At 69.2% G+C, this 19,777-nt stretch carries 19 protein-coding genes and 1 tRNA gene; 7 read left to right on the forward strand and 13 right to left on the reverse strand.

From position 1 onward, the window contains the following. Positions 1-439 precede the first annotated feature (439 nt). Positions 440-781 (reverse strand): hypothetical protein, encoded by a 342-nt coding sequence (locus ACIQOU_RS17970; protein WP_401537684.1) that lies wholly within the window; start codon positions 779-781, stop codon positions 440-442. A 26-nt stretch (positions 782-807) separates the two neighbouring features. Beyond that, positions 808-2,499: a sodium:solute symporter family protein gene (locus ACIQOU_RS17975; protein WP_401537685.1), complete on the reverse strand. Its 1,692-nt coding sequence runs from the start codon at positions 2,497-2,499 to the stop codon at positions 808-810. Between the two features lie 176 nt (positions 2,500-2,675). On the opposite strand from ACIQOU_RS17975, the gene galT reads away from it, so the two are divergent. Genes galT through galK form a run of 3 tightly spaced genes read left to right on the forward strand, consistent with a single transcriptional unit; the run spans position 2,676 to position 5,880 of the window. Further along, on the forward strand, positions 2,676-3,761 hold the full coding sequence (galT, locus tag ACIQOU_RS17980; RefSeq protein WP_401537686.1) for a galactose-1-phosphate uridylyltransferase: 1,086 nt from the start codon (positions 2,676-2,678) through the stop codon (positions 3,759-3,761). After that, positions 3,758-4,726 carry a UDP-glucose 4-epimerase GalE gene (gene galE, locus ACIQOU_RS17985; RefSeq protein ID WP_401537687.1) on the forward strand — a complete coding sequence of 323 codons (969 nt, stop codon included), beginning with the start codon at positions 3,758-3,760 and terminating at the stop codon, positions 4,724-4,726. The genes galT and galE overlap by 4 nt, the downstream gene beginning before the upstream one ends. Continuing rightward, positions 4,726-5,880, forward strand: coding sequence for a galactokinase (galK, locus tag ACIQOU_RS17990; protein ID WP_401537688.1), 1,155 nt, complete (start codon positions 4,726-4,728; stop codon positions 5,878-5,880). The genes galE and galK overlap by 1 nt, the downstream gene beginning before the upstream one ends. Here the strand turns inward: galK and ACIQOU_RS17995 are convergent. Next, a complete protein-coding gene (locus ACIQOU_RS17995) occupies positions 5,873-6,361 on the reverse strand; it encodes a GNAT family N-acetyltransferase (RefSeq protein WP_401537689.1) in 489 nt (162 codons plus the stop codon). The two genes, galK and ACIQOU_RS17995, sit on opposite strands and share 8 nt — an antisense overlap. 248 nt (positions 6,362-6,609) lie before the next feature. On the opposite strand from ACIQOU_RS17995, the gene ACIQOU_RS18000 reads away from it, so the two are divergent. After that, positions 6,610-7,377 carry a LuxR C-terminal-related transcriptional regulator gene (locus tag ACIQOU_RS18000; protein WP_401537690.1) on the forward strand — a complete coding sequence of 256 codons (768 nt, stop codon included), beginning with the start codon at positions 6,610-6,612 and terminating at the stop codon, positions 7,375-7,377. A 50-nt stretch (positions 7,378-7,427) separates the two neighbouring features. Here ACIQOU_RS18000 and tamR read toward each other — a convergent pair whose 3' ends face one another. Beyond that, on the reverse strand, positions 7,428-7,925 hold the full coding sequence (gene tamR / locus ACIQOU_RS18005; protein WP_401537691.1) for a MarR family transcriptional regulator TamR: 498 nt from the start codon (positions 7,923-7,925) through the stop codon (positions 7,428-7,430). Positions 7,926-8,042: 117 nt separating this feature from the next. Between tamR and ACIQOU_RS18010 the strand changes: the two genes are divergently transcribed. Both ACIQOU_RS18010 and ACIQOU_RS18015 read left to right on the forward strand, forming a co-directional pair. Continuing rightward, positions 8,043-8,900: a trans-aconitate 2-methyltransferase gene (locus ACIQOU_RS18010; protein WP_401537692.1), complete on the forward strand. Its 858-nt coding sequence runs from the start codon at positions 8,043-8,045 to the stop codon at positions 8,898-8,900. Positions 8,901-8,996: 96 nt separating this feature from the next. Next, positions 8,997-9,170 (forward strand): CsbD family protein, encoded by a 174-nt coding sequence (locus tag ACIQOU_RS18015; RefSeq protein WP_401537693.1) that lies wholly within the window; start codon positions 8,997-8,999, stop codon positions 9,168-9,170. Positions 9,171-9,291: 121 nt separating this feature from the next. Here the strand turns inward: ACIQOU_RS18015 and ACIQOU_RS18020 are convergent, their stop codons facing one another. Together ACIQOU_RS18020 and ACIQOU_RS18025 are read right to left on the reverse strand one after the other, a co-directional pair. After that, positions 9,292-9,969: a TetR family transcriptional regulator gene (locus ACIQOU_RS18020; RefSeq protein WP_401537694.1), complete on the reverse strand. Its 678-nt coding sequence runs from the start codon at positions 9,967-9,969 to the stop codon at positions 9,292-9,294. Further along, on the reverse strand, positions 9,966-10,979 hold the full coding sequence (locus tag ACIQOU_RS18025; RefSeq protein WP_401537695.1) for an acyl-CoA desaturase: 1,014 nt from the start codon (positions 10,977-10,979) through the stop codon (positions 9,966-9,968). The genes ACIQOU_RS18020 and ACIQOU_RS18025 overlap by 4 nt, the downstream gene beginning before the upstream one ends. 314 nt (positions 10,980-11,293) lie before the next feature. Here ACIQOU_RS18025 and ppc point away from each other — a divergent pair, with 314 nt between their 5' ends. Then, complete coding sequence (ppc, locus tag ACIQOU_RS18030) at positions 11,294-14,047, forward strand: phosphoenolpyruvate carboxylase (RefSeq protein WP_401537696.1); 2,754 nt, start codon at positions 11,294-11,296, stop codon at positions 14,045-14,047. A 130-nt stretch (positions 14,048-14,177) separates the two neighbouring features. Here the strand turns inward: ppc and ACIQOU_RS18035 are convergent, their stop codons facing one another. The 7 genes from ACIQOU_RS18035 to ACIQOU_RS18065 form a co-directional block, all read right to left on the reverse strand. Next, a complete protein-coding gene (locus tag ACIQOU_RS18035; RefSeq protein WP_401537697.1) occupies positions 14,178-14,663 on the reverse strand; it encodes a hypothetical protein in 486 nt (161 codons plus the stop codon). Between the two features lie 64 nt (positions 14,664-14,727). Further along, positions 14,728-15,330, reverse strand: a complete 603-nt coding sequence (gene pth / locus ACIQOU_RS18040) for an aminoacyl-tRNA hydrolase (RefSeq protein ID WP_401537698.1) — start codon at positions 15,328-15,330, stop codon at positions 14,728-14,730. A gap of 74 nt (positions 15,331-15,404) precedes the next feature. Continuing rightward, complete coding sequence (locus ACIQOU_RS18045) at positions 15,405-15,995, reverse strand: 50S ribosomal protein L25/general stress protein Ctc (protein ID WP_401537699.1); 591 nt, start codon at positions 15,993-15,995, stop codon at positions 15,405-15,407. A 196-nt stretch (positions 15,996-16,191) separates the two neighbouring features. Next, positions 16,192-17,166 (reverse strand): ribose-phosphate diphosphokinase, encoded by a 975-nt coding sequence (locus ACIQOU_RS18050; RefSeq protein ID WP_401537700.1) that lies wholly within the window; start codon positions 17,164-17,166, stop codon positions 16,192-16,194. 79 nt (positions 17,167-17,245) lie between these two features. Beyond that, positions 17,246-18,694 (reverse strand): bifunctional UDP-N-acetylglucosamine diphosphorylase/glucosamine-1-phosphate N-acetyltransferase GlmU, encoded by a 1,449-nt coding sequence (glmU, locus tag ACIQOU_RS18055; RefSeq protein ID WP_401537701.1) that lies wholly within the window; start codon positions 18,692-18,694, stop codon positions 17,246-17,248. A 113-nt stretch (positions 18,695-18,807) separates the two neighbouring features. Continuing rightward, positions 18,808-18,879 (reverse strand) — tRNA-Gln (locus ACIQOU_RS18060). Between the two features lie 27 nt (positions 18,880-18,906). Further along, positions 18,907-19,650: a hypothetical protein gene (locus ACIQOU_RS18065; RefSeq protein ID WP_401537702.1), complete on the reverse strand. Its 744-nt coding sequence runs from the start codon at positions 19,648-19,650 to the stop codon at positions 18,907-18,909. Positions 19,651-19,777: the final 127 nt, after the last annotated feature.

Below are 19,777 nucleotides of genomic sequence, written 5' to 3' on the forward strand. Positions count from 1 at the left end.
GGGCGCGGGGCTGTATCGATGTGCGGCTCCGCCGCGTGGGCGCGACCAGCCACGACGGCGCGGCACCCGCCCGGCAACCCCTTGGGCGCCGGGCGCAATGTCACCAACGGCCGGGCGCAGGGCCGGTTTTTAAGGGGCGCGGGGCTGTGTCGATGTGCGGCTCCGCCGCGTGGGCGCGACCAGCCACGACGGCGCGGCACTCGCCCGACAACCCCTTGGGCGCCGGGCGCAATGTCACCAACGGCCAGGCAGCGCCGGTTTTTTTAGGGGCGCGGGGAACTGCGCGACAAGCCCCCACGGACCCGCACCCGACCGACAACCCGCCCGGCGCCCGCAGCCGACGCTGCCCCCCCCCAACGCCCCCGCGCCTCAAGGCCGTTGGAACGTCGAAGGGGCCGGAGGGCATGAAAAAGCCCTCCAGCCCCCGGGGTTGCGGGCGTCAGCCGGAGCTGTCGTCGCTGTCGTCGGTATCCGTACCCTCCGCCACGGGGGTGGGCCGGAGCTTCAGCCAGGCGAGGAAGAACAGGCCGAGCAGCAGCATCGCCAACCCGGTCCACAGGTTGATGTTGATGCCCTGGGCCTTGTCGATCGCGGCCTGATCATCGGTGATCCCGGCGATCGTGACGATGATGCCGTAGACCACGAACAGCCCACCGATGATGCGCCGCAGGTCAAAGATGCGCGCCGCCGTCGCCGACTTGCCCTCCAGCTCGGTGACTTCGCGGTGGACGTCGTTCTCGTAGGAGCCGGAATTGTCACGGCTCTCGGGGTGTTCGGACATGATTACCTTCGATCTCCCCAGTCGGCTCAGAACGAGAACGGGATGTAGCAGAGGGCGGCAATGATCACGGCACCCCAGCCCAGCAGGGCGGGCCGACGGTACCAGGCGTCGTCACCGGCGGCGGGCGCCTCGGACATCCCCGGCGAGCTGGTCCCGTACACGAGCCCCTGCAACGACGCGGCCGGCTTCGGCTTCGTGAACAGCGAGACGACGACCATGACCACCGCACCGGCGACGAAGCCCGCGATCGCGGAGACGAAGTTGGCGCCCTGGTCGGAGGGGATCGAGATGATGCCCTGCTTGTAGAAGACGAAGTAGTTGACCATCGCGGTGACGGTGCCCGCGAGCAGCCCCCAGAAGCCGGACTTGGCCGACGCGCGCTTCCAGAACATGCCGACGATGAAGACCACGAACATCGGCACGTTGAAGAAGGAGAACAGGGTCTGGAGGTAGCTCATGATGTTGGAGAACGACGACGCCAGGAACGCCGTGCCGACCGACGCGAACACGCCGACCACGGTGATCCACCGGCCGAAGCGCACGTAGTACGCGTCCTCCCGGTCCTTGACGACGTACCGCGCCCAGATGTCGGTGGTGAACACGGTGTTGAACGACGACACGTTGGCCGCCATGCCCGCCATGAACGCGGCGAGCAGACCGGTCACGGCGATGCCGAGGACGCCGTTGGGCAGCAACTCCTGCATCAGGTACGGGATCGCGTCGTTGTACTGGAGCCCGGAGCCGGTGGTGCCGATCTTCGGGACCAGGACGGCGGCGACCAGACCCGGGATCATCACCAGGAAGACGATGAAGATCTTCGGGAACGCGGCGATCAGCGGCGTGCGCTGGGCGGCGCTGAGGTTCTTCGCGGACAGCGCGCGCTGCACCTCGGCGAAGTTGGTCGTCCAGTAGCCGAAGGACAGCACGAAGCCGAGACCGAGCACGATGGTCAGCCAGTTGGCGCCGAGCGGGTTGCTGGAACCGATGCCGGTGCCGCCCCACGCGGTGACGAAGTCATGGCCGTGGGTCTTGGTGAGCGAGTGCGTCAGGCCGTCCCAGCCGCCGACCTTCTTCAGGCCGATGATGGACAGCGGGATGAGCGCGGCCAGGATCACGAAGAACTGGAGGACCTCGTTGTAGATCGCCGAGGAGAGCCCGCCGAGGGTGATGTACGCGAGCACGAAGAACCCGGCGACGACGATCGCCACCCACTCCGGCCAGCCCAGCAGCGCCTCGACGACGATCGCGAGGGCGTACAGGTTGACGCCCGCGATCAGGATCGCCGCGAACGCGAACAGGATCGAACTGAGCTGGTGGGCCGCCTTGTCGAAGCGCAGCAGCAGCATCTCGGGGACGGACCGCACCTTGCTGCCGTAGTAGAACGGCATCATCACCAGGCCGAGGAAGACCATGGCCGGGATGGCGCCGATCCAGTACCAGTGCACCGTGTAGGCGCCGTACTGCGCGCTGTTGGCGGCCATGCCGAGGATCTCGGTGGCGGCCAGGTTGGCGGAGACGAACGCGAGTCCGGTGATCCAGGCGGGCAGGGACCGTCCGGAGAGAAAGAAGTCGAGGCTGGTCTTGACCGAGCGGCGGGCCGCGAAGCCGATACCCAGGACCACGACGAAGTAGATGCCGAGGATCGTGTAGTCGAGCCAGTTGGTGGGAAGCCGTAGCTCGACCGCCGCCAGATATGAGGCGTGCGTGGGGGTTTGCATAGAGATCTCGCTTCGTTGCGTGAACCGATCAGACGGGAACCTACGCCTCGGTATTCAATTATTGAACACTTATGTCGACGCTTTTTGTTGGATTGTGATGTTGACGACCCTGGGGCCTTGTGTTTCGATGTGTTCGATTCTGTTTGAAGTGTGAGTGACTCGACTAGGGAGTCGCAGTGAAGAAGACCTCGACCCGGCTGGCCGACGGGCGCGAGCTGATCTACTACGACCTGCGGGACGACACCGTGCGGGACGCCGTCGACCGGCGTCCGCTGGAGCGGACCGTGACGACGTCCGAGGTGCGCAGAGACCCGCTGCTCGGGGACGCGGTCGCGATCGCCTCGCACCGGCAGGGGCGCACCTATCATCCGCCGGCCGACGAGTGCCCGCTCTGCCCCTCGCAGGGCGAGCGGCTCAGCGAGATCCCGGACTCCTCCTACGATGTCGCGGTCTTCGAGAACCGCTTCCCGTCGCTGGCCGGAGACTCCGGACGCTGCGAGGTCGTCTGCTTCACCTCCGACCACCACTCCTCCTTCGCCGACCTCACCGAGGAGCAGGCGGCGCTGGTCCTCGACGCGTGGACGGACCGGACGTCGGAGCTGTCGCATCTGCCCTCCGTCGAGCAGGTGTTCTGCTTCGAGAACCGCGGCGCCGAGATCGGCGTGACCCTGGGCCACCCGCACGGCCAGATCTACGCCTACCCCTTCACCACCCCCCGCACCGCCCTGATGCTCCGTCAGGTCGCCGCGCACAAGGCGGCCACCGGCGGCGAGAACCTCTTCGACGCCGTCCTCGCCCGGGAGAGCGCCGGTGAGCGGGTCGTCCTGGAGAGTGAACACTGGGTGGCGTTCGTGCCGTACTCCGCGCACTGGCCCTACGAGGTCCACCTCTACCCCAAGCGCCGGGTGCCCGACCTGCTCGCCCTCGACGACGGCGCGCGCACAGAATTCCCCCAGGTCTATCTGGAACTCTTGAGGCGCTTCGACCGGATCTTCGCAGGGCTGGAGGGAGGGAGCGAAGGAGCAGGTGAACCGCCCACGCCCTACATCGCGGCCTGGCACCAGGCACCGTTCGGCACGCTGGCGGAGTTCGACGGCGTCAACAGGGACGACTTCGCGCTCCACCTTGAGCTTTTCACCATCCGCCGCACCTCCGGCAAGCTGAAGTTCCTCGCGGGTTCCGAGTCAGGCATGAACGTGTTCATCAACGACGTGCCGCCGGAGCGCGCGGCCGAGCGACTGCGAGAGGTAGCGAGTTCATGAGTGGGAAGTACCTGGTCACCGGGGGCGCGGGGTACGTCGGCAGCGTGGTCGCCCAGCATCTGCTGGAGGCGGGCCACGAGGTCACCGTCCTCGACAACCTGTCGACCGGCTTCCGCGAGGGCGTGCCGTCCGGCGCGACCTTCGTCGAGGGTGACATCCGCGACGCCGCCAAGTGGCTCGACGCCTCCTACGACGGCGTCCTGCACTTCGCCGCGTTCTCGCAGGTCGGCGAGTCGGTCGTGAAGCCCGAGAAGTACTGGGACAACAACGTCGGCGGCACCATGGCGCTGCTCGGCGCGATGCGCGACGCGGGCGTGCGCCGCCTGGTCTTCTCCTCCACCGCCGCCACCTACGGCGAGCCCGAGCAGGTCCCGATCGTCGAGACCGCGCCGACCAAGCCGACCAACCCCTACGGCGCCTCCAAGCTCGCCGTCGACCACATGATCACCGGCGAGGCCGCCGCCCACGGCCTCGGCGCGGTCTCCCTGCGCTACTTCAACGTGGCCGGCGCGTACGGCAGTTGCGGCGAGCGGCACGCCCCCGAGTCGCACCTCATCCCGCTGGTCCTCCAGGTCGCCCAGGGCCGCCGCGACGCCATCTCGGTGTACGGCGAGGACTACCCGACCCCGGACGGCACCTGCGTACGCGACTACATCCACGTCGCCGACCTCGCCGAGGCCCACCTCCTCGCCGTTCAGGCCGCCACCCCCGGCGAGCACCTGATCTGCAACCTCGGCAACGGCAACGGCTTCTCGGTCCGCGAGGTCATCGAGACCGTCCGCCAGGTCACCGGCCACCCGATCCCCGAGGTCACCGCGGGGCGCCGGGGCGGCGACCCGGCCATCCTGGTCGCCTCCGCCGAGGCCGCCCGGCAGAAGCTCGGCTGGCAGCCCTCGCGCGCGGACCTCGCCGGTATCGTCGCGGACGCCTGGGAGTTCGCCCAGCACATCAAGAAGGAGCAGTAGTGTCGGCACAGCAGGTCAGACAGGCGTTCGTCGACCTGTACGGGACCGAGCCGGAGGGTGTCTGGTCGGCGCCGGGCCGGGTCAACCTGATCGGTGAACACACCGACTACAACGACGGTTTCGTGATGCCGTTCGCGCTGCCGCACGTGGCGACCGCGGCCGTCTCCCGCCGCACCGACGGCCGACTGCGCCTGCACTCCGCGGACATCGACGGCGGCGTCGTCGAGCTGACCCTCGACGCCCTCGCCCCCGGGAGCGACCGCGACTGGACCGCGTACCCGGCGGGCGTGGTCTGGGCGCTGCGCGAGGCCGGGCACCCGGTCACCGGCGCCGACATCCACCTGGCGTCGACGGTCCCGACCGGCGCGGGCCTGTCCTCGTCGGCGGCCCTGGAGGTCGTCGTCGCCCTCGCCCTCGACGACCTGTACGAACTGGGCCTGCAACGCTGGCAGTTGGCCCGCCTGTGCCAGCGCGCCGAGAACGTCTACGTCGGCGCGCCCACCGGCATCATGGACCAGACCGCGTCCGCCTGCTGCGAGGACGGCCGCGCCCTGTTCCTGGACACCCGGGACCTCTCCCAGCGGCAGATCCCGCTCGACCTGGCCGCCGAGGGCATGCGCCTGCTGGTCGTCGACACCCAGGTCAAGCACGCCCACAGCAACGGCGAGTACGGCAAGCGCCGGGCCGGCTGCGAGAAGGGCGCCGCCCTCCTCGGCGTCGACGCGCTGCGCGACGTCCCCTACGACGACCTGGCCGCGTCCCTCGCCCGGATCGGCGACGACGAGGAAGTGGTCCGCCTGGTGCGGCACGTCGTCACCGAGGACCAGCGCGTCGAACGCGTCGTCGCGCTGCTCACCTCCGGCGAGACCCGCGCGATCGGCCCGGTCCTCACCGAGGGCCACGCCTCGCTGCGGGACGACTTCCGCATCTCCTGCCCGGAGTTGGACCTCGTCGTCGACACCGCCCTCGCCTCCGGCGCCCTCGGCGCCCGGATGACCGGCGGCGGCTTCGGCGGCTCGGCGATCGTGCTGGCCGAGGCGGCCGACGTCGAGACCCTCACCAAGGCCGTCGAAGAGGCCTTCGCCGGGGCCGGGTTCACGGCGCCGCGGGTCTTCGAGGCGGTGCCGTCGGCAGGCGCCCGCAGGGTCAGCTGAGGGCGCCTGCGGCGAGCCCCTCGGCGCTGAGCCGTTTCGTCAAGGTGTACTCCGTGATCCCCGGCGGATAGTCGGGGATCACACACACCACCTGGTAGCCCCGCTCGCGGTAGAAGTCCGGCGCCTGGAAGTCCCACGTCTCCAACCGCGCGGCCCCGCACCCGCGTTGACGCACCGCGATGCCCTCCGCCTCGGCCAGCAGCAGCCCGCCGAGCCCCACCCCGCGATGCCGGTCGGCCACCCACAGGAACGACACGTGCAGCCACCCCGCCCACGTGTATCCGACCAGCCCGCCCGCGAGTTCGTCGCCGTGCCCCTCCAACGCCCAGATGTGCAGCGGCCGTTCACGTTCCTCCGGGGTCCCGCGCAGCGCGCGCAGCACCGGCGAGGCCGCCGTGTTCGCCGCCATCAGCCGCGAACGGAGAAGATCGCGCCGGGATTTGTCGACTTCTGTCTCCAGACGAAACATGTGCCACACCATAAACGCGCAGGACAGCCAGTTCTGTCATTTGGCTTCCCCTCCCGGCCGCCGTCCGTACTCTGATGAACAGCACCGGTGGGGGCCGGTGCAGATCAGGGGGCGAGTCAGGCGGGTACGACGTCCGCATGGGGAGAACGGTGGAGGAACGGCGGCGGCCGTGCCCCACGTCCCCCGTCGAACGCCGTGCCCGCGCCGTCTCCCGTCCTGGGGTAGCCCCGGCTCCTCGTGAGCGCGGGGGAGGGGGTTTCGTGGTCCGCATCCGAGTCCTGGTCGTCGACGACCACCGCATCTTCGCCGAGTCCCTCGCCGCCGCCCTGGCGGCCGAGCCCGACGTCGACGTCCAGGCGGCCGGCAGTGGCCCCGCCGCGCTGCGCAGCCTCGACCGGGCGGCGGCCGAGGGGCGCCGTTTCGACGTCCTCCTCGTCGACGCCGATCTGGGCGGCGCACCGGGCGCCCGCCCCGCCGTGCCGCTCCAGGAGGCCGGCCCCGACGCCCTCGTCGACGGGATCTCCCTCGTCACCGGCGTCCGCGTCAGCCAGCCCGACGTCCGCTTCGTCGTCCTCGCCGAGAAGGACGACCCGCGCCGGGCCGCCCTCGCCCTCCAGGCCGGCGCGTCCGGCTGGGTCGCCAAGGACTGCTCCCTGTCCCGGCTGCTCACGGTGATCCGAGGCGTCCTGCGCGACGAGACCCACCTCCCGCCGGCCCTTCTCACCGGCGTCCTACGGGAGTTGACGGCGGCCCGCAAACACCGCACCGAGAGCGAACGCCTGGTGGACTCCCTCACCCCCCGAGAACGCGAGGTGCTCCGCTGCATGGTCGCGGGCCTGGGCCGCAAAGCAGTGGCGGAACGCCTCTATCTCTCCCCCCACACGGTCCGCACCCACATGCAGAACGTCCTGGGCAAACTAGGAGTCCACTCCACCCTCGCAGCAGTAGCCCTGGCCCGCCGAGCAGGAGTAGGCCCAGCCGACCTGAACGACCCGGCAACACCGTTACGGGAAGCGGGCCTGTTGTAGGCCAGAGAGCAGGACAACGCCGCTTGACACCCCCCCCGGCGGAGCCGGAGTCACCCCGGGATGTTGTCGAACGGTGCGGTCAACTGCCGCAGAAGCGACGCCAGTTCACCCCGCTGCACACCCGACAGCTCACCCAGGATCGCCCGCTCCTGCGCAAGCAGGCCCGCCAGCGCCTGATCTGCCCGATCCCGCCCCTCATCGGTGAGCCGGACCAGCACGCCCCGCCGATCGCTGGGATCAGGAAGCCGCTCCACAAGCCCCTTGTGCGCAAGCCGGTCGATCCGGTTGGTCATCGTCCCCGACGTCACCAACGTCTGCGTCAGCAACTGCCCCGGCGACAACTGATACGGCGTCCCCGCCCGCCGCAGCGCCGTCAGGACATCGAACTCCCACGGCTCCAACTGATGCTCCGCGAAAGCGATCCGCCGCGCCCGGTCCAGATGCCGCGCCAGCCTGCTCACGCGACTGAGCACCTCAAGTGGTTCCACGTCGAGGTCCGGGCGCTCCCGGCGCCACGCAGCGACCAGCCGATCGACCTCGTCCTCCATGACGATCAGTGTAGGGGGTGTGTCGACATGAAGTCTCTTGAAGTGAAGTCTCTTGAAGTGAAGTACCTTGATGTGAAGTTTCTTGACGTCAAGATATCCACCTGCGAGGGTGGACCCATGACCTCCGCCCCAGTCCCAGTCCCCGGCCCCGGCCTCACCCCCGCCACCACCCCCCTCTGGGACCCCACCCAGTACCTCCGGCACGCCGACCACCGCGCCCGCCCCTTCACCGACCTCCTCGCCCGCGTCCCCGACCTGCCCACCACCCCACCCCGCGTCGCCGACCTCGGCTGCGGCCCCGGCAACGTCACCCAGCTCCTCGCCGACCGCTGGCCCACCGCCCGCATCACCGGCTACGACAACTCCCCGGAGATGCTCGACCGCGCCCACACCGAGCACGCGGGCCCCACCCCCGGCGGCGGCACCCTCACCTTCGCCGCCGCCGACGCCCGCACCTGGACCCCCGCAGAACCCCACGACCTGATCATCAGCAACGCCACCCTCCAGTGGGTCCCCGGCCACACCACCCGGTTCGCCGACTGGATCGACGCCCTCACCCCCGGCGGCGTCCTCGCCTTCCAGGTCCCCGGCAACTTCGACGCCCCCAGCCACCGCATCCTGCGCGAGCTGGCCACCACCGCCCGCTGGAAGACACGGCTCGACGGCGTCCTGCGGCACGGCGACGCCGTTCTCACCCCGCAGTCCTACCTCGCCGAACTCACCGGCCTCGGCTGCACGGCCGACGTCTGGGAGACCACCTACCTCCACCTCCTGACCGGCGACGACCCCGTCCTCGACTGGATCAAGGGCACCGGACTGCGCCCCGTCCTCACCGCCCTCGCCGACGCCCCCGAGGAGCGGGACGCGTTCGTCGCCGCATACCGGACCGCGCTGCGCGAGGCTTACCCGGCGACCGCCCACGGCACCCCGTTCCCGTTCCGCCGCGTCTTCGCCGTCGCCCGCAGGAACACCTGACGCCGGTTCCGGCCGGAAGAGCGATGTTTGCCCCGGCGGGCCCGGGATACCCGAAGGACGACACCGGAATCCCGAGCACGTCTGGAGTGATGAACGGTGACTGAGGACCAGAAGGGCAAGGCCAAGGCCGAGCAGGTCAAGGGCAAGGTCAAGGAGACGCTGGGCCGCGCCGTCGGCAACGAGCGGATGACCGCCGAAGGCCGCGCGGGCCAGGCCAAGGGCGACGCCCGCCAGGCCAAGGAGAAGATGAAGGACGCCTTCAAGCACTGACCGCTCCGGCGCCGGGGAAGAACGGCGGGACCCCGTCAGGGACAGCGGGGTCCCGCCGTTCTCCTTGCGCGGGAAGACGACGGACGGTGGTGCAGGAACGATTCCTGCACCACCGTCCGGGTCAGTTCTTGCGGTGACCTATCAGACGCGGCTTCTGCTCCAGGCCGTCCAGACCGTGCCACGCCAGATTCACCAGATGCGCCGCCACCTCGGCCTTCTTCGGGCGCCGCACGTCCAGCCACCACTGCCCGGTCAGCGCCACCATCCCCACCAGGGCCTGCGCGTACAGCGGCGCCAGATGGGAGGCGAACCCGCGGTTCTTGAACTCCCGCCCGAGAATGTCCTCCACCTGCGTCGCGATGTCCGAGATCAGCGACGCGAACGACCCCGTGGACTGCGGGATGGGGGAGTCCCGCACCAGGATGCGGAAGCCGTCCGTGTACTCCTCGATGTAGTCGAGGAGCGCGAACGCCGCCTGCTCGCACAGTTCCCGCGGATGGCCCGCCGTCAGCGAACTGGTCACCATGTCGAGCAGCCGGCGCATCTCGCGGTCCACGACCACCGCGTACAGCCCCTCCTTGCCGCCGAAGTGCTCGTACACCACCGGCTTGGAGACCCCCGCCTTCGCGGCGATCTCCTCCACCGACGTGCCCTCGAAACCCTTCGCGGCGAAGAGGGTCCGCCCGATCTCCAGCAACTGCTGGCGGCGCTCGGCACCGGTCATCCGGGTGCGGCGGGCCCGCCGCTGCTTGTCGTTGCTCGGGGTGCTGCTGGAGTCGGTCGCCACGGCGTCAATCATGCCGCCTCGGCCGTCTCCTTCCGGCGCCGGGAGCCGCCCTGACGCGGGTCGCGGCGCGAATCGATACGCGAGCGTGACGGCCAGCGCACATCCGAGGCCCACCCGAGCAGCTCGAACCAGCGGATCAGCCGCGCCGACGAGTCCAGCTGACCGCGCTCCACCCCGTGCCGCGCCGACGTCGGGTCGGCATGGTGCAGGTTGTGCCACGACTCACCGCACGACAGCACCGCAAGCCACCACACGTTGCCCGAACGGTCCCGCGACTTGAACGGCCGCTTGCCCACCGCGTGACAGATCGAGTTGATCGACCACGTCACGTGATGCAGCAACGCCACCCGGACGAGTGAGCCCCAGAAGAACGCCGTGAACGCCCCCCACCAGGACATCGTCACCAGACCGCCGATCAGCGGCGGCAACGCCAGCGACAACGCCGTCCACCAGATGAACTGCCGCGAGATCGCCCGGATCACCGGGTCCTTCACCAGATCCGGCGCGTACTTGTCCTGCGGCGTCCGCTCCTCGTCGAACATCCAGGCGATGTGCGCCCACCACAGGCCCTTGAGCAGCGCCGGAACGGTCTCACCGAACCGCCACGGCGAATGCGGGTCACCCTCCGCGTCGGAGAACTTGTGATGCCTGCGGTGATCGGCGACCCACCGCACCACCGGCCCCTCCACCGCCATCGACCCGGCGACCGCCAGCGCGATCCGCAACGGCCGCTTCGCCTTGAACGCACCGTGCGTGAAGTACCGGTGATAACCGATCGTCACGCCGTGACAGCCCAGGTAGTAGAAGAACACCAGCAGGCCCAGATCGAGCCAGCTCACCCCGCCCCAGCGCCACGCCAGCGGCACCGCCGCGAGCAGCGCGACGAACGGGACGACGATGAACAGCAGCAGCGTGACCTGTTCGACCGACCCCTTCTTCTCACCGCCCAGCGTGGCGGAGGGCTCGGATGAGCCGCCGGATGACGGCGGAGCGTCTTCGATCACGTCGGTCCTTGTGGTCATGGGCGTCCCCTTGTGGGGTCGAGGGTGGAGGCAGCTGCCGGTACGTGTCACGGCAACCGTGCCCGGGTTCCGTTACATCGGTTCCTACGGTTCCGTAACCTACGGCGACGTAAGTATGGCAGTGCCCCGCCCCGCGGCAAGAGCCCGACAGACTGCGCGTCCCCATCGACACCTATCCTTGAGGTCGGTCGGACAGCGCGGTCCGCTCTGAATCCATCCCGGAACCCAGAGCCGAGAGCGACGACGCCGCCGCCCGGCCCTGGGCGGCCGGGTACCCTCCCGGACGAGCTTCCCCACTGCAAGGAGCCGCACCTGTGAGCAGTGCCGACGACCAGACCACGACCACCAGCAGCGAGCTGCGCGCCGACATCCGGCGCCTCGGCGACCTCCTCGGCGAGGCCCTCGTCCGCCAGGAGGGCCCCGAACTCCTCGACCTGGTCGAGAAGGTCCGCCGCCTCACCCGGGAGGACGGCGAAGCCGCCGCCGAACTGCTGCGCGGGATCGAACTGGAGACCGCCGCCAAGCTGGTGCGCGCCTTCTCCACCTACTTCCACCTCGCCAACGTCACCGAACAGGTGCACCGCGGCCGCGAACTACGCGCCCGCCGCGCCGCCGAGGGCAGCCTCCTGGCCCGCACCGCCGACCGCCTCAAGGACGCCGACCCCGAACACCTGCGCCAGACCGTCGCCAACCTCAACGTCCGCCCGGTCTTCACCGCGCACCCCACCGAGGCCGCCCGCCGCTCCGTCCTCAACAAGCTCCGGCGCATCGCGGCCCTCCTGGAGACCCCGGTCATCGAGGCCGACCGGCGCCGCTACGACACCCGCCTCGCCGAGAACATCGACCTCGTCTGGCAGACCGACGAACTCCGCGTCGTCCGCCCCGAACCCGCCGACGAGGCCCGCAACGCCGTCTACTACCTCGACGAACTCCACGCCGGCGCCGTCGGCGACGTCCTGGAGGACCTCACCGCCGAACTGGCCCGCGTCGGCGTCACCCTCCCCGACCACACCCGCCCGCTCACCTTCGGCACCTGGATCGGCGGCGACCGCGACGGCAACCCCAACGTCACCCCCCAGGTGACCTGGGACGTCCTCATCCTCCAGCACGAACACGGCATCAACGACGCCCTGGAGATGATCGACGAACTCCGCGGCTTCCTCTCCAACTCCATCCGCTACACCGGCGCCACCGAAGAACTCCTGGAATCCCTCCAGGCCGACATCGAACGCCTCCCCGAGATCAGCCCCCGCTACAAGCGCCTCAACGCCGAGGAGCCCTACCGGCTCAAGGCCACCTGCATCCGGCAGAAGCTGGAGAACACCAAGCAGCGCCTCGCCAAGGGCATCCCCCACGAGGACGGCCGCGACTACCTCGGCACCGCCGAACTCCTCGCCGACCTCACCCTCATCCAGACCTCCCTGCGCGCCCACCGCGGCGGCCTCTTCGCCGACGGCCGCATGAACCGCACCATCCGCACCCTCGCCGCGTTCGGCCTCCAGCTCGCCACCATGGACGTCCGCGAACACGCCGACGCCCACCACCACGCCCTCGGCCAGCTCTTCGACCGGCTCGGCGAGGAATCCTGGCGCTACAGCGACATGCCGCGCGACTACCGCGCCAAGCTCCTCGCCAAGGAACTCCGCTCCCGCCGCCCCCTCGCCGCCACCCCGGCCCCCGTCGACGCCGCCGGCCAGAAGACCCTCGGCGTCTTCCAGACCGTCAAGCGCGCCCTGGAGGTCTTCGGCCCCGAGGTCGTCGAGTCCTACATCATCTCCATGTGCCAGGGCGCCGACGACGTCTTCGCCGCCGCCGTCCTCGCCCGCGAGGCCGGCCTCCTCGACCTGCACGCCGGCTGGGCCAAGATCGGCATCGTCCCGCTCCTGGAGACCACCGACGAGCTGAAGGCCGCCGACACCATCCTGGAGGAGATGCTCTCCGACCCCTCCTACCGGCGCCTGGTCGCGCTGCGCGGAGACGTCCAGGAGGTCATGCTCGGCTACTCCGACTCCTCCAAGTTCGGCGGCATCACCACCTCCCAGTGGGAGATCCACCGCGCCCAGCGCCGCCTGCGCGACGTCGCCCACCGCTACGGCGTCCGGCTGCGCCTCTTCCACGGCCGAGGCGGCACCGTCGGCCGCGGCGGCGGCCCCTCCCACGACGCGATCCTCGCCCAGCCCTGGGGCACCCTCGAAGGCGAGATCAAGGTCACCGAACAGGGCGAGGTCATCTCCGACAAGTACCTCGTCCCCTCCCTGGCCCGCGAGAACCTCGAACTGACCGTCGCCGCCACCCTCCAGGCCTCCGCCCTGCACACCGCGCCCCGCCAGTCCGAGGAAGCCCTCGCCCGCTGGGACGTCGCCATGGACGTCGTCTCCGAGGCCGCCCACCAGGCCTACCGGCGCCTCGTCGAGGACCCCGACCTGCCGGCCTACTTCTTCGCCGCCACCCCCGTCGACCAGCTCGCCGACCTCCACCTCGGCTCCCGCCCCTCCCGCCGCCCCGACTCCGGCGCCGGACTCGACGGACTGCGCGCCATCCCCTGGGTGTTCGGCTGGACCCAGTCCCGGCAGATCGTCCCCGGCTGGTTCGGCGTCGGCTCAGGCCTCAAGGCCCTGCGCGAAGCGGGCCTGCCCCAGCTCGTCCAGGACGGCGGCGCCGTCCTGGACGAGATGCACGCCCAGTGGCACTTCTTCCAGAACTTCCTGTCCAACGTCGAGATGACCCTCGCCAAGACCGACCTGCGCATCGCCGGCCACTACGTCGACACCCTCGTGCCCGACGACCTCAAGCACGTCTTCGACACCATCCGCGCCGAACACGAACTCACCGTCCGCGAAGTCCTGCGCATCACCGGCGAGAGCGAACTCCTCGACGCCACCCCCGTCCTCAAGCAGACCTTCACCATCCGCGACGCCTACCTGGACCCCATCTCCTACCTCCAGGTCACCCTCCTCAAGCGCCAGCGAGACGCCGCCGCCGCAGGTCAGGAACCCGACCCCCTCCTCGCCCGCGCCCTCCTCCTCACCGTCAACGGCGTAGCAGCAGGCCTCCGCAACACCGGCTGACCCCCCCAACGCGTCAACAAAAGAAGGGGCGCCCCCGCCGATGGGGGCGCCCCTTCTTGTCGTTTCGTCGTGTCTCGTCGTTTCTCGGGGTTTCTCGTCGTTTGTTGTCGTTCCGCCCGCGCGCACGCCCTCAGACGGTCACGAAAGCCGCCGTCAGCAACGCGATCCCCGCACCCGCCATCAGCCAGCCCACCCGGGTCCGCCCCAGGCCGCCCGCCACCACGATCGACGCCAGCAGCAACGCACCCGCCAGCGGCACCCACGCGAACAGGACACCGGCGGGACCCGAGCGGACCACCTCATCGCCGCCCGGCTTCACCACGACGTCGTAGGTCCGCCCCTTCGTCACCGCGACCGACCGCTCGATCACCACCCGGGCCCGCGGCTGCGACCCCGCCGTCACCGGCCGGAACGGCCCCGTGCAGGTCGACTCCCCGCACGCCGTCACCTCGACCGTGCCCCGCTCCCGCCCCTTGGTGAGCAGCACATGCTGCGCCGTTCCCCACGACCCCCACACCCCGGCGATCAACAGCAGCACGGCCACCGCCCCCATCACCGCGAACCGCCCCCACCGCAGCGTGGAAGCACGACGGGAGGACACGGAGGAGGCAGGCATGGCCGGGATCATTGGCCATGGCACTGCACCCGGTCAACTCCAGGACACGGCGACGGGAGACAAGTCAGGAGTTGTACGCGCTTTGCGCCCGCTCAAGCCCCTCCGTCACCAACGCCTCCACCGCGTCCGCCGCCCGGTCCACGAAGAAGTCCAGCTCCTTGCGCTCCGCCGACGAGAAGTCCTTCAGCACGAAGTCCGCCACCTGCATCCGCCCCGGCGGCCGCCCGATCCCGAACCGCACCCGGTGATACTCCGCGCCCATCGCCTTCGTCATCGACTTCAGCCCGTTGTGCCCGTTGTCCCCACCGCCCAGCTTCAGCCGCAGCACCCCGTAATCGATGTCCAGCTCGTCATGGACCGCCACCACCTGCGCCGGCGGCACCTTGTAGAAATCACGCAACGCGTTCACCGGACCGCCCGACAGATTCATGAACGACGTCGGCTTCGCCAGCACCACCCGACGGTTCGCGGGCCCCGGCGGCCCGAACCGCCCCTCCACGACCTGCGCCTGCGCCTTCCCGGCCCGCTTGAACCGCCCCCCGATCCGCTCGGCCAGCAGATCGGCCACCATGAACCCCACGTTGTGCCGGTTACCGGCGTACTCGGGGCCCGGATTGCCCAGCCCCACGACAAGCCAGGGACCACTGGCGGGAGTGCTCACGTCCACGTCTCCTTGATAACGCGCCAGCCGCCGCCCCCCGAAGGAGACAGCGGCTGACGAACCGTCGGACAAAGCGAGGATCAGGCCTCGGCGACCTCGTCGCCGGCCTCGTCCTCAGCGGCTTCCTCGGCCTGAGCGGCCAGCACCTGAAGAACGACGGTGTCGTCCTCGACAGCCAGCTTCGAACCGGCCGGCAGCGTGATGTCCTTCGCGAGGATGGCGGCACCGGCCTCCAGGCCCTCGATCGAGACCGTCACGGACTCGGGGATGTGCGTCGCCTCGGCCTCGACCGGAAGCGCGTTCAGGACGTGCTCCAGCAGGTTGCCACCGGCGGCCAGCTCACCCTCGGTGTGGACCGGGATCTCGACGGTGACCGTCTCGCCACGCTTCACCAGCAGCAGGTCGACGTGCTCCAGGTACCCCTTGATCGGGTCCCGCACGACGGACTTCGGGATCGCCAGCTCCTTGCCCTTGCCCTCGACGTCCAGGGCGATCAGGACGTTCGGCGTACGCAGCGCCAGCAGCAGCTCGTGGCCCGGCAGCGTCAGGTGCTGCGGCTCGGTGCCGTGCCCGTACAGGACGACCGGAACCTTGTTGTCACGACGGATACGGCGGGCGGCGCCCTTGCCGAACTCGGTGCGGGTCTCAGCGGCGAGCTTGACCTCGGACATGCGATCACTCCTCGTAGAAAAGGTGGCGGACAAGGTCACCCGGCCACGAACGGCCTGCTACGAAGAGCGCGTCGATAACGGACAGCCATCCCCACACACACGGGAAACGGCCTCCCTCGCCGAGCAACTGGAGCAGTCTACTCGGCCAGGGAGGCCGCAGGAAAATCGATCACTCAGAAGGCGAGACCCACCAAGATCACTGCTCGTCGAAGAGGCTCGTCACCGAACCGTCCTCGAACACCTCACGCACCGCGGCGGAGATCGTCGGCGCGATCGACAGCACCGTGATCTTGTCCAACTCCAGCTCACCCGGCGTCGGCAGCGTGTTCGTGAACACGAACTCACTCACCTTCGAGTTCTTCAACCGGTCCGCCGCCGGACCCGACAGCACACCGTGCGTCGCCGTCACGATGACATCCTCCGCGCCGTGCGCGAACAACGCGTCCGCCGCCGCACAGATCGTGCCACCCGTGTCGATCATGTCGTCGACCAGCACACACACCCGGCCCTCGACCTCACCGACCACCTCATGCACGGTGACCTGATTCGCGACGTCCTTGTCCCGACGCTTGTGCACGATCGCCAACGGCGCACCCAACCGGTCGCACCACCGATCCGCGACCCGCACCCGACCCGCGTCAGGAGACACCACCGTCAACTTGTTCCGGCCCACCTTCTGACCCACATAGTCGGCCAGCAGCGGCAACGCGAACAGATGATCCACCGGACCGTCGAAGAAACCCTGGATCTGATCCGTGTGCAGATCCACGGTCAGAATCCGGTCGGCCCCCGCCACCTTCATCATGTCCGCGACCAACCGCGCCGAGATCGGCTCACGACCACGGTGCTTCTTGTCCTGACGCGCATAACCGTAGAACGGCACGATCACCGTGATCGAACGAGCCGACGCCCGCTTCAACGCATCGATCATGATCAACTGCTCCATGATCCATTTGTTGATCGGAGCCGTATGACTCTGAATCAGAAAGCAGTCCGCGCCACGCGCCGACTCCTGATAACGGACATAGATCTCACCGTTCGCGAAGTCGAAGGCCTTCGTCGGCACGACCCCGACACCCAGCTGGTGGGCGACCTCCTCGGCAAGCTCGGGGTGGGCGCGGCCGGAGAAGAACATCATCTTCTTCTCGCCGGTCGTCTTGATCCCGGTCACAGCACAGTCTCCTCAGAGGTGTATCAGCTGGTGGCATGCGTTTATCACGGTACGCCGTGTTCGACCCACCGATTTCAAGTCACTCCTCGCCCGCACCCGGCCGGGACGCCGACTCGGCCGCCTGCGCGGCAGCACTCCCCGGCCGCTTACGAGCCACCCAACCCTCGATATTCCGTTGCTGGCCACGGGCCACGGCCAACGAACCCGGCGGCACATCCTTCGTGATCACGGACCCCGCAGCGGTGTACGCACCGTCCCCGATCGTGACAGGAGCCACAAACATATTGTCCGACCCAGTCCGACAGTGCGACCCCACCGTCGTGTGGTGCTTGTCCTGACCGTCGTAATTCACAAACACACTCGCCGCACCGATGTTCGTGAACTCACCGATCGTCGCGTCCCCCACATACGACAGATGCGGAACCTTCGTCCCCTCACCCACCGACGCGTTCTTCGTCTCCACATACGTCCCGACCTTCGACCGCGCACCCAACCGCGTACCCGGACGCAAATACGCATACGGCCCCACCGTCGCCCCCGGACCCACCAGAGCCCCGTCGGCCACCGTGTTGTCCACCCGGGCCCCCGCATCCACCCGCGTGTCCTTCAACCGGCTGTTCGGACCGACCTCCGCACCCTCGGCCAGATGCGTCGACCCCTGCAACTGCGTCCCCGGATGCACCACCACGTCCTGCCCGAACGTCACCGACACATCCACCCACGTCGTCGCCGGATCGACCACCGTCACCCCGGCCAACATCGCCGCCGTCAACAACCGGTCGTTCAGAATCCGCCGCGCCTCGGCCAACTGCACCCGGTTGTTGATCCCCGCGATCTCCCGGTGATCACCCGCCACCGACGCACCGACCCGATGCCCCGCCTCCCGCAGAATCCCGAGCACATCCGTCAGGTACTCCTCACCCTGACTGTTGTCCGTCCGCACCTTCTTCAACGCGTCCGCCAACAACTGCCCGTCGAACGCGAACACCCCGGAGTTGATCTCCCGCACCGCCCGCTGCGCCTCGGTCGCGTCCTTGTGCTCGACGATCCCGGTCACCGCGCCCGTCGCCCCGTCCCGCACGATCCGGCCGTAACCGGTCGCGTCCGGCACCTCGGCGGTCAGCACGGTGACGGCGTTGCCGTCCGCGGAGTGCGTCGACGCGAGCCGGCCCAGCGTCTCGCCGGTCAGCAGCGGAGTGTCCCCGCAGACGACCACGACCGTGCCGTCGACGCCACCGCCCAGCTCCTCCAGGCCCATCCGCACGGCGTGCCCGGTGCCGTTCTGCTCGGCCTGCACGGCGGTGCGCACGTCGGGGTCGATGCCGGTGAGGTGCGCGGTGACCTGCTCGCGGGCGTGCCCGACGACGACGACCAGGCGCTCCGGCTCCAACTCGCGGGCGGCGGCGAGCACATGGCCCACCAGGGAACGGCCGCAGAGTTCATGGAGAACCTTCGGTGTGGCCGACCGCATACGGGTGCCCTCACCCGCTGCGAGAACGACGACGGCTGCCGGGCGATGGACGCTCACGGAATGGCCCTTCGGCTGTGTACGGATGGGGACATCCGCAGGATACCGGCGCGTTTCGTGAGCGACATGAGAGCGGGCCCTGACAGAGCTGTCAGGGCCCGGAGAGCGATCGGCTCCCCCGCCAGGACTCGAACCCGGACTTATGGCACCAAAAGCCACAGTGCTGCCAATTACACCACAGGGGACTAAACCCGACAGAACCGGACATTCGGTCAGCTCGTCGAGTCGACACCCAACACTATGCCGTACCAGGCGCCTTCCACGCGACGGTACAAGTCCACGCTCTGCCGGACGTAGACGACGAGGCAGCCGTGATAGCCGTCGCCGGTGTTCTTCCTGACGGTCCGGGGGTTGTGCTTCTTCAACGTGGCCTGGCGGAACGCGGACATGTCGACGCCCGTGACACCGGCCCAGAACGCCTCCGCGCCCGCCACGTCCGCCGTCTCGTGAATGCTCACCCGCAACGTCAGCCGCTCGCGCCCCACCCCGAGCAACTCCAGCCAGCGCAGGAAGACTTTGATCACACCGGGGTCGCTGTTGATGAATTGCAGTACCTCGGTGCGCCGGTGCGGCTTCGCCTTGGAACCCTCGGCCCAGTACAGGGCCACCCCGGCGAGGAGCAGCTCGCGGTCCGAGAGCGACCCGACCTCCGCGACCCCGGCCGCCGTCACGCGTCGCCGTTCCTCGTCGCGGAGCGCCAGTTCGTGGTCCCAGCGTTTCCGGGACGCCGCCTTGGCCTGTTCCTGACGGTCGTGCGGTGCGGGCCGGGGCAGATCACGCACCCACAGCGAGACCGAACTCTTGGAGCAGCCCAGCTCCGCCTTGATCTGGTCGTAGGTCCAGCCCCGGAGCCGCAGTTCCCTGGCCCGCGCTTTCAGGTCGTCCTTGGCGCGCGGCCGCCGTGCCCGCTCGCTCAGGTTCTCGAAGTCCGCGTTCTTGTTCGGGGGATGTGCCATGTGCATACCCTGTGGGGGGAATGTGGGATTCCGGGGGTTATTAGGAGTGGTTCAGTAGTTCGGGGGGTGTTTGGCGGTTTCGCTCGCTTTCTGGGGTGGGGTGTGGTGGTGGGAAAAGGTGCCGGGG

The organism is Streptomyces sp. NPDC091279 (genome assembly GCF_044757465.1).
Classification (GTDB): Bacteria; Actinomycetota; Actinomycetes; order Streptomycetales; family Streptomycetaceae; genus Streptomyces.

Excerpts from the sequence above, each read along its gene's own strand:
- ACIQOU_RS17970 (WP_401537684.1), bottom strand. The coding sequence starts at position 781 with ATGTCCGAACACCCCGAGAGCCGTGACAATTCCGGCTCCTACGAGAAC.
- ACIQOU_RS17975 (WP_401537685.1), bottom strand. The coding sequence starts at position 2,499 with ATGCAAACCCCCACGCACGCCTCATATCTGGCGGCGGTCGAGCTACGG.
- galE (WP_401537687.1), top strand. The coding sequence starts at position 3,758 with ATGAGTGGGAAGTACCTGGTCACCGGGGGCGCGGGGTACGTCGGCAGC.
- ACIQOU_RS17995 (WP_401537689.1), bottom strand. The coding sequence starts at position 6,361 with ATGGTGTGGCACATGTTTCGTCTGGAGACAGAAGTCGACAAATCCCGG.
- tamR (WP_401537691.1), bottom strand. The coding sequence starts at position 7,925 with ATGGAGGACGAGGTCGATCGGCTGGTCGCTGCGTGGCGCCGGGAGCGC.
- ACIQOU_RS18010 (WP_401537692.1), top strand. The coding sequence starts at position 8,043 with ATGACCTCCGCCCCAGTCCCAGTCCCCGGCCCCGGCCTCACCCCCGCC.
- ACIQOU_RS18020 (WP_401537694.1), bottom strand. The coding sequence starts at position 9,969 with ATGATTGACGCCGTGGCGACCGACTCCAGCAGCACCCCGAGCAACGAC.
- ACIQOU_RS18025 (WP_401537695.1), bottom strand. The coding sequence starts at position 10,979 with ATGACCACAAGGACCGACGTGATCGAAGACGCTCCGCCGTCATCCGGC.
- ACIQOU_RS18035 (WP_401537697.1), bottom strand. The coding sequence starts at position 14,663 with ATGCCTGCCTCCTCCGTGTCCTCCCGTCGTGCTTCCACGCTGCGGTGG.
- ACIQOU_RS18045 (WP_401537699.1), bottom strand. The coding sequence starts at position 15,995 with ATGTCCGAGGTCAAGCTCGCCGCTGAGACCCGCACCGAGTTCGGCAAG.
- ACIQOU_RS18065 (WP_401537702.1), bottom strand. The coding sequence starts at position 19,650 with ATGGCACATCCCCCGAACAAGAACGCGGACTTCGAGAACCTGAGCGAG.